Origin of the sequence: Cryptosporangium sp. NPDC051539, from assembly GCF_044454545.1 — a bacterium.
In the GTDB taxonomy this organism is placed as follows: Bacteria; Actinomycetota; Actinomycetes; order Mycobacteriales; family Cryptosporangiaceae; genus Cryptosporangium.
The window spans coordinates 1,095,885-1,107,250 of sequence record NZ_JBITDV010000001.1; the positions used below are offsets into that span (position 1 = coordinate 1,095,885).

12 protein-coding genes are annotated in these 11,366 nt (G+C 68.8%); 6 read left to right on the top strand and 6 right to left on the bottom strand.

Features of this window, described 5'->3' with window-relative positions; genetic code table 11:
* Positions 1-18 precede the first annotated feature (18 nt).
* Positions 19-1,293 (top strand): CaiB/BaiF CoA transferase family protein, encoded by a 1,275-nt coding sequence (locus ACIBZJ_RS05220; RefSeq protein WP_395925675.1) that lies wholly within the window; start codon positions 19-21, stop codon positions 1,291-1,293.
* Between the two features lie 56 nt (positions 1,294-1,349).
* On the opposite strand, the gene ACIBZJ_RS05225 is transcribed toward ACIBZJ_RS05220, so the two are convergent.
* The gene (locus tag ACIBZJ_RS05225) at positions 1,350-1,967 is read right to left on the bottom strand and encodes a TetR/AcrR family transcriptional regulator (RefSeq protein WP_395925678.1); all 618 of its coding nucleotides are present in this window, start codon (positions 1,965-1,967) and stop codon (positions 1,350-1,352) included.
* A gap of 57 nt (positions 1,968-2,024) precedes the next feature.
* On the opposite strand from ACIBZJ_RS05225, the gene ACIBZJ_RS05230 reads away from it, so the two are divergent.
* Genes ACIBZJ_RS05230 through ACIBZJ_RS05245 form a run of 4 tightly spaced genes read left to right on the top strand, consistent with a single transcriptional unit; the run spans position 2,025 to position 5,951 of the window.
* Complete coding sequence (locus tag ACIBZJ_RS05230) at positions 2,025-2,867, top strand: SDR family NAD(P)-dependent oxidoreductase (RefSeq protein WP_395925680.1); 843 nt, start codon at positions 2,025-2,027, stop codon at positions 2,865-2,867.
* Positions 2,864-4,108: a cytochrome P450 gene (locus ACIBZJ_RS05235; protein WP_395925682.1), complete on the top strand. Its 1,245-nt coding sequence runs from the start codon at positions 2,864-2,866 to the stop codon at positions 4,106-4,108. The genes ACIBZJ_RS05230 and ACIBZJ_RS05235 overlap by 4 nt, the downstream gene beginning before the upstream one ends.
* Before the next feature lie 45 nt (positions 4,109-4,153).
* Complete coding sequence (locus ACIBZJ_RS05240; protein ID WP_395925684.1) at positions 4,154-5,158, top strand: LLM class flavin-dependent oxidoreductase; 1,005 nt, start codon at positions 4,154-4,156, stop codon at positions 5,156-5,158.
* A 40-nt stretch (positions 5,159-5,198) separates the two neighbouring features.
* Positions 5,199-5,951, top strand: coding sequence for an SDR family NAD(P)-dependent oxidoreductase (locus ACIBZJ_RS05245; protein WP_395925686.1), 753 nt, complete (start codon positions 5,199-5,201; stop codon positions 5,949-5,951).
* Between the two features lie 141 nt (positions 5,952-6,092).
* Here ACIBZJ_RS05245 and ACIBZJ_RS05250 read toward each other — a convergent pair whose 3' ends face one another.
* From ACIBZJ_RS05250 to fabG, 5 genes are read right to left on the bottom strand one after another with little or no spacing between them, the layout of a single operon-like run.
* Complete coding sequence (locus ACIBZJ_RS05250; RefSeq protein ID WP_395925688.1) at positions 6,093-7,265, bottom strand: acyl-CoA dehydrogenase family protein; 1,173 nt, start codon at positions 7,263-7,265, stop codon at positions 6,093-6,095.
* On the bottom strand, positions 7,265-8,482 hold the full coding sequence (locus ACIBZJ_RS05255; RefSeq protein ID WP_395925690.1) for a CaiB/BaiF CoA transferase family protein: 1,218 nt from the start codon (positions 8,480-8,482) through the stop codon (positions 7,265-7,267). Before ACIBZJ_RS05255 ends, ACIBZJ_RS05250 begins: the two co-directional genes overlap by 1 nt.
* The gene (locus tag ACIBZJ_RS05260; RefSeq protein ID WP_395925692.1) at positions 8,469-9,632 is read right to left on the bottom strand and encodes an acetyl-CoA C-acyltransferase; all 1,164 of its coding nucleotides are present in this window, start codon (positions 9,630-9,632) and stop codon (positions 8,469-8,471) included. The genes ACIBZJ_RS05255 and ACIBZJ_RS05260 overlap by 14 nt, the downstream gene beginning before the upstream one ends.
* Positions 9,629-10,090: a MaoC family dehydratase gene (locus ACIBZJ_RS05265; RefSeq protein ID WP_395925694.1), complete on the bottom strand. Its 462-nt coding sequence runs from the start codon at positions 10,088-10,090 to the stop codon at positions 9,629-9,631. Before ACIBZJ_RS05265 ends, ACIBZJ_RS05260 begins: the two co-directional genes overlap by 4 nt.
* Positions 10,087-10,821, bottom strand: a complete 735-nt coding sequence (fabG, locus tag ACIBZJ_RS05270) for a 3-oxoacyl-ACP reductase FabG (protein ID WP_395925696.1) — start codon at positions 10,819-10,821, stop codon at positions 10,087-10,089. The genes ACIBZJ_RS05265 and fabG overlap by 4 nt, the downstream gene beginning before the upstream one ends.
* A gap of 66 nt (positions 10,822-10,887) precedes the next feature.
* Here fabG and ACIBZJ_RS05275 point away from each other — a divergent pair, with 66 nt between their 5' ends.
* Positions 10,888-11,349 carry a PaaI family thioesterase gene (locus tag ACIBZJ_RS05275; protein WP_395925698.1) on the top strand — a complete coding sequence of 154 codons (462 nt, stop codon included), beginning with the start codon at positions 10,888-10,890 and terminating at the stop codon, positions 11,347-11,349.
* Positions 11,350-11,366: the final 17 nt, after the last annotated feature.

Genomic DNA, 11,366 nt, shown 5'->3' on the forward strand with positions numbered 1-11,366 from the left:
CGCCCGCCAGAGACCTCTATGCGGTGCTTCAACAGTTGTTTAGTCTACCTGTATCGCTCAACAGGGAGGTCGCTCGTGGGCGCACTCGCAGGCATTCGCATCCTCGATCTGAGCCGCATCCTCGCTGCACCGTTGGCGACCCAGATGCTCGGCGACCTCGGCGCCGAGGTGATCAAGGTTGAACAGCCCGGCCACGGAGACGACGCCCGGCAGTATGGTCCGCCGTTCCTGCACGGTGATCCGGACGACGGCATGTCCGCCTTCTACTTGAGCTCGAACCGCAACAAGCGCTCGGTGACGCTCGACTACAGCACGGAACAGGGACGCGAGGTGCTGCTCGGCCTGCTGGCCCGATGCGACGTACTGGTGGAGAACTTCCGCCCGGGTGTACTGGCGAAGTACGGGCTCGACCATCCGGCCCTGAGTGAGCGGTTCCCACGGCTGGTGATGGCGTCGGTGACCGGCTTCGGCCAGGACGGCCCCTATCGTCGTCGCGCGGGATACGACGGCATCTTCCAGGCGGTCAGCGGCATGATGAGCGTCTCCGGCGTCCCCGACGGCCAACCAGGTGCGGGCCCGATGAAATCAGGTTTGTCGCTGATCGACATCCTGACCGGTCTCTACACGACCACTGCGATCCTGGCCGCACTGCGCCACCGGGACTCGACCGGCACGGGCCAGCACCTCGACATCTCGCTGCTGGACTGCGGCATCGCAGCCATGTCGCACTACGCCGAGAACTACCTGGTCTCCGGCGAGGTGCCCCAGCGACGCGGCAACGGGGGCTTCGGTGGAATCCCGTCCCAGGCGTTCACCTGCGCCGACGGCAAGATGCTGTTCGTCGTCGCCACCACGAACCCGCAGTTCGGGCGCGCTTGCGCGGCGCTCGGACGGCCCGAGCTGAGCGAGGACCCCCGGTTCTGCTCGATCGCTGCCCGCATCGAGCACCGGCTCGCTCTCCTCCACGTGCTGGAAGACGTGTTCGCGCAGAAGTCCGCCGGCGAGTGGATCGCCGCACTCGAAGCCGCCGATGTACCCGTGGGACCGGTCAACGACATCCGCGAGGCGTTGGCCGACGAGCACGTGCGCAGCCGCGAAGTGACGATGACGATGCGCCACGAGCAACTGGGCGACATTCCCGGGCTGAGTTATCCGATCCGCATGTCGGGCACGCCGGTGGAGCGGTACACCGCGCCTCCCATGCTGGGAGCGGACACCGCAGAAGTGCTCGGTGAGTTGCTCGGCCTCTCCGACGCAGCGATCGGAGCACTCGCTGACAACGGAGTCATCTAGCGTCGTTCCGGCCCCTGGGGTGCAATGCTCAGAAGCCATCGCCGCCGGCGCACACCTCAGTCCGGGGCGCACAGCGCCACCACGTGGCCCAGCAGCGCTCGCCGACAAACAGCCAGATCGAGTGAGCTGTCGGTGAACCACTCCCAGACGATCCCCCGAACCATTGCCGTGATGGCGATGCCGACCGAGCCCGCATCGAGTTCCCGACGCACGGTGCCCACCATCGCACCGTCCCGCAGCGCGGACTGGATCCGGCCGCGGAACGCGACGTTCTGCTGGTGAACCACCGGCCGCAACTCCGGCACCGTGGTGATCGCCTCGAAGGTGATGACCAGGTAGGCACGGACCGGGTTCGGATCCTTCTCCAGACCTTCGAACACCGCGGAGAGCTCGGCCTCGACGCGCGCGAGCCCGCTCAGCGATTCGTCGAGCCGCGCCAGCGGATTGTCGCGGAGGACATGGTCGACGACCGCCGCGAGCAGCTTGGGCTTGGAACCGAAGTAGTGCGCGGCCAGGCTTCGGCTGTACCCGGCGCGCTCGCCCAGGTCCGCCAGGGTCATGTTCGCGTACCCACCATCGGCGAGTAACCGAATCGCGGTTTCGACGATGGCGGTGCGTGCGGCATCGCGGCGCTGAGCTTGCGTGCGTTTCGCTGCCGGTGTGGTTGACGTCACGATGCCCCCATGTTACTTGTTGATCATCCAACTAATTAAGCGATTTGGAGTGGCGCCATGGCGGACAGAGCGGTCGCCGTCGTGACCGGGGCTGCGAACGGTCTCGGATTCGGGCTGGTCTCCAGCCTCGTCGCCAGAAACATGAGTGTGGTCATCGCCGATATCAACCGCGAGGCGCTGTCGTCGGCCGAGCAGCGCCTGCGCGCGGAGGACGCGGATGTCCTCGCGGTGCGCACCGACGTCACCAAGTCCGACTCGGTCGAGGAACTGGCCGCATCCACCCTCGATCGGTTCGGCCGGGTGGACGTGGTGTGCCTGAACGCCGGGGTCTCGATGCGGGGACGGGCCTGGGAACTGGCGCTCGCGGACTGGCGCTGGATCTACGACGTGAACCTCTTCGGCGTCGTCCACGGGGTTCGCGCCTTCGTTCCGGCCCTGCTGAAAGCGAACGCCGGTCACGTGGTGATCACCGCGTCCAACAGCGCCGTGACCGCCCTCCCGGCGCTCGCGCCGTACGTGTCCAGCAAGCACGCCGTCGTCGCCGTCGCGGAATCCCTCCAGCACGACCTGCGCGGTGCCGGTTCCGACGTGCGAGTCTCGGTCGTTCTGCCCGGCGCGATCCGGTCGGCCATGGCGGACGCGGTGCGCAACCGCCCGGCCGAATACGGCCGGGCGTCGGTCTCGGAGGATCTCGCACGGGCGAGCCGCGCGTACCTCGACCGGTTCGGGGCCGACCCACGCGAAATGGCGGACGACATTCTGCGGCACGCTCTCGACGAGCACCGTTTCTGCATCTTCACCGACCCGGCCGACGCGGCGATGCTCGTCGCCCACACCGAGGCGCTGCGCGTGGGAGAACTGCCACCCGTCATCGCGCCAGTGTCCCAGGAGGTCCAGTGAGTCAAGACACCGTCACGTCGGCGGACGCGGAGGCTCGGGCGCGCGCCGCCGGAGTAACCGTCGCAGACTTCGATCCAGAATGTGATCCTGCCTTCAAGGAAGACCCGCTCGGCACGATTCTGGCGGCGCAGCAGTACGGCGACATCTTCTACAGCACGGCGGCACGCGGCTTCTGGGTCGTCACCCGGTACGACCTCTGCCGGGAGATCAGTCAGGACGCAGCCGGCTACTCCAATCGTGAGACCTTCACCTTCTACCGGAACCCACCTCCCGTGTTCCAGATGCCGGCGAACCTCGATCCTCCCGACCACACCAAGATCCGGCGGTTGATCGCCCCGCTCCTGTCCCCGGCCGTGGTGCGCCGGCTGGAGCCACGCGCACGGGCCTCGGTCGCCGCGATCGCCGGCACGGTTGCCGCTGCGGGGGGTTGTGACTTCATGGCCGACGTGGCGCTGCGGATCCCGGCCGAGGTCTTCCTCGAACACATGGGGCTGCCGTTGGCCCGCGCCGACGAGATCATCGCCACCCGCCTGCTGCCGGGCAAACTCAATGCCAGCAACGACCCCGACGGCACGCTCCTGGCCGCAGCGGTAGCCGATGTGCGCACCATGTTCGAGGAGGTCGTGGCCGAGCGCCGCCGGCGGCCGGCCGACGACATCCCCAGCCATTTGCTGTCCCAGACCGTCGACGGCGAGCCACTGCGCGACGAGCAGGTCCTGCAGCTGTGTCACACGCTGTTAGGTACCTCGCTGGGCACGACCGCGTCGACCATGGCGTTCCTGTTCCAGCGGCTGGCCGAGCGCCCGGAACTGCGCCGGCGCATCACCGAGACTCCGGAGATCGTCGACGGTCTGGTCGACGAAGCCGTGCGATGCTTTCCCGCGATCCCGATGGTGGCCCGGACGGTTCGGAACGACCGGGATGTTCGTGGCATCTCTTGGAAAGAAGGTGACCGGCTCCTGCTGCTCCTGTCGGCGGCCAACGCCGATTCCGACGTGTTCGCGGAGCCCGCGCACGTCGATCCGCAGCGCGGCCCGGCACGTCACCTCGGATTCGGGGCCGGGCCGCACCGGTGCGCCGGCGCGCTCCTGGCGCAGATGGAGCTTCGGGTTCTCATCGAAGAATGGCACCGGCGTATCCCCGAGTACCACCTCGGCGATCTGTCCGACCTCACTCACGAGGTGTCGGTCGCGGTCCGCATGACGAGCTTGCCCCTGGTGGTCGGCGCACCGTCCGCGTAGACCACATCGTTTCCGCAACGCCCTCCCTACGTCGTGAGGTGCTCCATGCCCCGTTTACGCCTGTCCTTCGATCTCCGCCGGCCCGACTTCGTGACAGCCACCTCGGCCGAACTCGCCGCGACGATGCTCGACATCTGCGAGTGGGCCGATCGGCTCGGCTTCGACATGACCTACTTCGGCGAGCACCACGGTGCGGACGACCACTACCTGCCGTCGCCGCTGCTCGCCTCCGCTGCCGCCGCCGGGCGAACGTCGCGGATGCGATTCCGCCCCATCATGCTCGCCCCGCTCTACCACCCGATCCGCCTTGCCGAGGATCTCGCCGTCGCCGACCTGCTCAGCGGTGGCCGGATGAGCCCGGTGTTCGCCGCGGGATACCGGCCGCAGGAATTCGACATGTTCCAGGTCGGCCTGGGCGAGCGTCGCCGCCGGCTCATCGAGGCGGTGGAGGTGTGCAAGCTCGCCTGGACGGGCGAGCCGTTCGACTTCCGTGGCGACACCGTGACCGTTACTCCCCGCCCTGCCCAACGGCCCCGGCCACCGATCGTGATGGGCGGCGGGGCCGAGGTTCCCGCCCGGCGCGCCGCTCACCTCGCCGAGGACTTCGACCCCGCGGACCCAGGAGTCTGGGCTCACTACCGGGACGAATGCCTCAAGCTGGGCCGGGATCCCGGGCCGTGGATCCGTCGCGGCCCGACGTTCCTCTACGTGACCCATGATCCTGACGCCGCATGGGCGGAGGTGGGTCCGAACCTTCTGCACGCCGCGAACACCTACGCCCGGTGGATCGCGGAGTCCGCGATGCAGAGGAGCGAGTGGTATCCCCCGATCGCCTCGGTCGACGAACTGCGAGCCGGCGGGGCCTACGAGATCGTCACCCCGGAGCGCTGCCTCACCATCGCACGTGAGCTCGGCGCGGAGGGCCACCTCATCTTCCGGCCACTTTTCGGCGGGACGGAGCCGGAGAAAGCGTGGGCAAGCCTGCGGCTCTTCGAGTCGGAGGTACTGCCGCACCTCGAACCGGCCGACCTGCAGGCGTCACCGGGCTAAGGGGCAACGCCCCGCTTCCGTGTACCGAACAGGAGAAAACATGACAGGCAATCGCCTCGATGGACAGGTCATTCTGGTCACCGGCGCCGGACAGGGCATCGGGCGAGGAACCGCGCTGGCACTGGCGAAGGAGGGGGCTTCGGTCGCTGTCGCCGGCCGGACGAAGGCGAAGTGCGATGCTGTCGCCCAGGAGATCGAATCGGCGGGCGGAACAGCCCTGTCGCTGGCGTGCGACGTCACCGACCGGTCTCAGGTGGACCATGCGGTCGCGGAGACGGTGGGACGCTTCGGGACGCTGCACGGTCTGGTGAACAATGCGGCATCCAGCGTCCAGAAGCCGCTCGAGGAAGTCACCGACGCGGACGTCGAGCTCTGCTGGCGCTCGGGTGCGATGGGAACTCTGTACGCGATGCAGGCGGCGCTGCCGCACCTGCGGACCGCCGGCGGCGGCTCGATAGTCAACTTCGGATCGAGCACCGCCGTGAAGGGCAACGGCACCTTTGGTGCCTACGCCATGGCGAAAGAGGGCATCCGTGGGCTGTCCCGGGTGGCCGCCCGGGAGTGGGGTCGCTATGGCATCCGGGTGAACGTGGTGGTACCAGTGGCCATGTCGCCGACATCCGTGGAGTTTTCGGAGGAGCACCCCGAGCGCTTCGAGGCGATGCGGAACTCACTCGCGCTACGCCGGGTGGGTGATTGCGAGGCGGACATCGGGCGCGCCATCGTCGCACTCATGTCGGACGACCTTTCGTTCCTGACCGGTGACACGCTCATGCTGACCGGCGGAATGTGACCGGCCGGTGAGCCGGCCACGATCGCTCTCGGGCCGTCCTTCCCAGTTCGGACGCAGGGGGCGCGGCGCCCGAGTGGTGCAGGCGCCGCAGGATCTCCAGGGCTGCCTGGTTCCATCGCCCGGCCACTGCCGAGAACAACCTCATCTGGGCTCGCGCGGAAGCCCGAGCGTGCGTTCGGCCAGGACGTTCAGTTGAATCTGCTCCGTACCACCGAAGATCCTCTCCGCGCGGCTTCCCAGGAACATGTGCTGGAACCTGTCCACGGCGTAGTTCTCCCCCACCAGGTCGCCGGGTGCGCCGGCGATCCGCGAGGCCAGTTCACCCATCCGCACATGAGCGGCGCTGGCGAACACCTTGCTGATCGAGGCCTGCACGGTCGGGTCGAGCCCACGATCCTTGAGCGACGTCATCAGACGCAGGCCGTTCCACTCCATCACCCGCGCCTCGGTCCACGCCTTCGTCAGCTCGCGGCGCAGCACCGGCGACATTCCCCGGCTACGCGCCGCGGCGATCATCGCTTCGACCTCGGAGCGAATGCGCAGGTGCTCTCCGAGCAGCACCGTGCCCCGTTCGGTGCCCAGCGCACCCATTGCCACGTGCCAGCCGTTGTCGACCGGTCCGACGACGTGGTCGGCCGGAGTTCGCGCAGCGGTGAAGAACACCTCGCAGAAGTCGGCGCCGCCGAGGATGTTGCGGATCGGGCGGACCTCGACGCCCGGCGCGTCGGCCCGGATCAGCAGCATCGACAACCCGCGGTGCTTCGGCGCGTCCGGGTCGGTGCGGCACAGCACGTAGAGCCAGTCGGCATGGGTGGCCAGCGACGTCCAGATCTTCTGCCCGTCGATCACCCAGCCGCCGCCCTCGAGGCGCGCCTTCGTCCGCAGTCCGGCGAGATCGGAGCCGGCACCCGGCTCGCTGAAGCCCTGGCCCCACTGCTCCTCGACCCGGACGATCGCGGGCAGGAAACGAGCCTTCTGCTCCGGCGTCCCGAACGTCAGCAGGGTCGGCCCGAAGAGGTCCTGGCCCTGTGTCGTCGCCCGGTACGGCGGGTTCGCGCGCGCGTACTCCAGCTGGAACACCAACTGCTGATCGACGGAGGCCTCCCGGCCGCCGTACTCCTTCGGCCAGCCGAGACACAGCCAGCCGCCCGCCGAGAGCTCGCGGTCCCAGGCCAGGCGCACGTCGAAAGCCTCGTCGTCCCAGCTGGCGCCGGCGCCCCGGTGCCGCGCGAACTCACCGACGACGTGCTCGTCGAACCACGTCCGCACCTCGTCCCGGAATTCGATCAGCTCCGGGGTGAGCGAGAGATCCATCAGCACTCCTTCTGCGGCTCGGAAACGATGCCGGCCGCGACCAGCCGGTCGACGTCGGTCCGGGCCCGGCCCAGCTCGGCGAGAATCGCCCGGGTGTGCTCGCCGACCGCGGGCACCGCGTCCATCCGGGGCGCCCAGCCGTCGGACACCGGTGGAGGCAGGAGCGTACGCAACGCACCGACGGGCGAATCCACCTCGGTCCAGCGCTGCCGTGCGGCGAGCTGCGGATGGTCGAGCACGTCCTCCGGATAGTTGACGCGCCCACAGGCGATGTCGGCGGAGTCGAGCGCCGCGATCGCCTCCTCGAGTGACCACGCACCGAACACCGGCGCGCAGACCGCGGTGACCTCGGCTCGGTGCTCGGTGCGTGCCGGGCCGGTGGCGAACCGGCGATCCCCGACCAAATCCGGACGCCGGAGCACTTCGGTCGCCAGGCGCGCCCACTCGCGATCGTTCTGCACGGCCAGCACGAGTTTGCGCCCGTCGGCCGTGTCGAACGACTCGTACGGCGAGAGGCTCGGGTGGCTGATGCCGTTCGGCTCGTGGCGGCGTCCGCTGAACTGGGTGAAGTTGATGCTGTAGCCCATCAACTCGGCGATCGCGTCGAGCATGCTGACGCTCAACGCGCGGCCGCGGCCCGTGTGCTCGCGCTCGTAGAGCGCGGCGAGCACGCTGCTGAAGGCATACAGCCCGGCGGCGAGGTCGGCGATGGCGATCCCGGGTTTCGCCGGGCGATCCGGCCAGCCGGTGGTGGCGATCGAACCCGCTTCGGCCTGGACCACGAGGTCGTAGGCGCGACGCCGATCGTAGGGACCGCCCGAGCCGAATCCCGACACGTCGCACGCGATCAACCGGGGATGGCGGGCGACGAGTTGCGCGGCGTCGAGGCCCATCGACTCGGCGGTGCCCGGCGCGAGGTTCTGCACGACGACGTCGGCACCGGCGATCAGCTCGTCGAGGATCGCACGACCCTCGGCCGTCTTGAAGTCCAGCGCCAACGACTCCTTGTTGCGGTTGACCCACACGAAGTGGCTGGCCATGCCGCGGACTTCGGCGTCGTAGTAGCGGGCGAAGTCGCCTTCGCCGACGCGTTCGACCTTGACGACCCGCGCTCCCAGATCCGCGAGTTGCCGCGTCGCGAACGGTGCGCTCACCGCCTGCTCCAGCGCGACGACCCGGACGCCGTCGAGCGGTAGACGGGACTCAGATGCGCTCAAGGAGAGTCCCGGTGCCTTGTCCGCCACCTACACACATCGTGACCAGCGCGTACCGGCCCCCGGTCCGCTCCAGTTCGTGCAGCGCCTTGGTGAGGAGCACGCCGCCGGTCGCGCCCAGCGGGTGGCCGAGCGCGATCGCGCCGCCGTTGACGTTGACGCAGCTCAGGTCGGCTTTCAGCTCCTGTGCCCACGCCAGTACGACCGAGGCGAACGCCTCGTTGATCTCCACCACGTCGATGTCGTCGAGGGCCAGCTTGTTGCGGGACAGCAGTTTCTGCGTGGCCGGGATCGGGCCGGTCAGCATCATCACCGGATCGTTGCCGACGAGGATCGAATCCACGACTCGTGCGCGGGGCCGGAGCCCCAGTTCCGCAGCGCGCGCCTCGGTGGTCAGCAGCAGCGCCGACGCTCCATCGGAGATTTGCGAAGAGGTCCCGGCGGTGTGCAGCGCACCCGGCCGCTCCTTCAGGTTGACCTTCAATCCGGCCAGCCCCTCACGCGTCGTCGGACGCGGCCCCTCGTCGACCGAGATCGAGCGGGTGCCCGGCCCGTCACCTGCCGGTGCCTCGATCGGGACGATCTGTGACACGAAGCGACCTTCGGCGATCGCTTGTGCGGCCCGTCCCTGGGACAGCACGGCGTACTCCTCGAGGTCGGATCGGGCGAGCCCCCAGGTCTCGGCAATTCGGTCCGCGGCCTCGAACTGCGTGGTGTTCTCGTAGCGCTGCTCGTAGCGGGGCGTCTTGGCCGGCCCGTACTCGGGCATCGTGGTGGCGCCCATCGGCACCTGGTTCATCGACTCGACGCCACCCGCCACCGCGGCGTCCACGACCCCGGCGGCGACCAGCCCGTAGGCCAGGGTGAACGCCTGCTGCGACGAGCCGCACTGGGTGTGGATCGTCGACGCGCCCGTGTCGCGCGACAGCCCCGCAGCCAGCCAGGCGGTGCGCGTGAGGTTGCCCGACTGCTGACCGACTTGGCTCACGCAGCCGCCGGTGACCTGGCCGACGTGTGCGGAATCGATGCCTGCCCGTTCGATCACCGCGCCCAGAACTTCGCTGAACAGGTCTCCGGCGAGGTGATGCGAGAGCCCACCCCGCTTCTTGCCCACCGCGGACCGGACGGCCTCGGCGATCACGACGTCGTTCACTGCGCCTCCCGGAGGTAGTAGCGACCGACCGTCTCGGCCGCGAGCGCCGGTTTCGCGGCGTCCTTGACGGCGATCTCGGTGCGGACGATCAGCTGGACCGCGTCGCCCTGTTCGCTGACGTCGATCAGCGTCGAGCCGGCCCGAACCGACGAGCCGACCCGGACGGGTGCGGGGAACCGCAGCTTGTTGACGCCGTAGTTGATCGCCATCGTGGCGTCGACGGAGTAGATCTGCTTCGTGAGCACCGGCAGCAGCGAAGCGCTGAGCCACCCGTGAGCGATCGTCGCCCCGAACGGCCCGTCGGCGGCCCGCGACGGATCCACGTGGATCCACTGGTGGTCACCGGTGGCGCGAGCGAACTCGTCGATGCGGTCCTGCTCGATCGTGAGCCAGTCACTGTGGCCGAGGTGCTGGCCGACGGAGTCGCGGAGCTCCGCCAAAGTACGGAACGTGATCACATGTACCTCCCGCCGGTGACCTCGAGAACCGCACCGGTCATGTAGCTGGACATCGGGCCGGCCAGAAACGCGGCGACGGCGGCGACCTCCGACGGCTCACCGGCCCGGCGGAGCGGAATCTCGGCCATCTTCGAGTTCCAGGCCTGCTCGGGCATGGCCTCGGTCATCGCCGTGCGGATCAGGCCCGGCTGGATCGCGTTGACCCGGACGCCGTCCTTCGCGAACTCCTTCGCGCACGCCTTGGTGAGCCCGACGATCCCGGCCTTGGCGGCGCTATAGTTCGTCTGACCGAAATTGCCGACTTTTCCGGCGATCGACGAGATGTTGACGATCGCGCCGGACCCGCCGGCGCGCATGGCGGCGCCCGCGACCTTGCATCCGATCCAGGTGCCGGCGACGTGCACGTCGAGCACGATCCTCAGGTCGTCCAGCGACATCGTGCGGATCGTCGCATCGCGCGTGATTCCCGCGTTGTTGACCATCACGTCGAGCGCGCCGTAGCGGGTGACGGCCTCGCCGACGAGGGCTGTCATGTCCTGCTCGCTCGTGACGTCGCACCGCACCGCCGACGCTCCGGCGCCGAGTCCTCCGGCGGCCTTCTCGGCACCGTCGGCATCGAGATCACCGAGGACGACCCGCGCCCCGTCGGCGACCAGACGGGTCGCGATGGCCAAACCGATGCCCTGCGCCGCTCCGGTCACGACGGCGACCTTGCCTTCCAGTGAGCCCACCCGCGTTGTCCTCTCCACTGATCAGTGGGGCGACGTTAACAGCTAGATGATAGAACTATAACTGTGTTGAGCCCAGAGGAAGAGCGCGTACATCACGAGTGGTTCGAGGAGCACTGGCGCAAGCACGTGCCGTTCAACGTCGACATCGGTTTGGACATCCTCGACTGGGAGCCCGGCTTCGTCCGGGCGCAGCTGCCCTACCAGGCGCGGCTGTCCGCGCACGACGGGATCTTCCACGGCGGCGTGCTGGCGAGCGCCCTGGACACGATCGGGTCGGGCGCGGTCGTCGCCGGACACGACTTCAACCTCGGCAGCCGGTTCACGACCGTGTCGATGACGATCAACTACATGTCCGTCGCGAGGAACCAAGACGTGTTCGTCGAGGGTGTGTGCGCCAAGCGCGGCCGCCGGCTGAGCTTCGCCCGCGCCTCGGTTCTCGCCCCGGACGGATCCCCGCTGGCCGAGGCCGTGCTCACCGTCAGCACCGCCGGAACCCGGCCCCGGGTGGGCGAGCCCGAGGGACACTGAGGAGGACCGGACGATGG

Coding starts and splice junctions, on each gene's coding strand:
- ACIBZJ_RS05245 (WP_395925686.1), top strand. CDS start 5,199: ATGACAGGCAATCGCCTCGATGGACAGGTCATTCTGGTCACCGGCGCC.
- ACIBZJ_RS05240 (WP_395925684.1), top strand. CDS start 4,154: ATGCCCCGTTTACGCCTGTCCTTCGATCTCCGCCGGCCCGACTTCGTG.
- ACIBZJ_RS05230 (WP_395925680.1), top strand. CDS start 2,025: ATGGCGGACAGAGCGGTCGCCGTCGTGACCGGGGCTGCGAACGGTCTC.
- ACIBZJ_RS05250 (WP_395925688.1), bottom strand. CDS start 7,265: ATGGATCTCTCGCTCACCCCGGAGCTGATCGAATTCCGGGACGAGGTG.
- ACIBZJ_RS05220 (WP_395925675.1), top strand. CDS start 19: ATGCGGTGCTTCAACAGTTGTTTAGTCTACCTGTATCGCTCAACAGGG.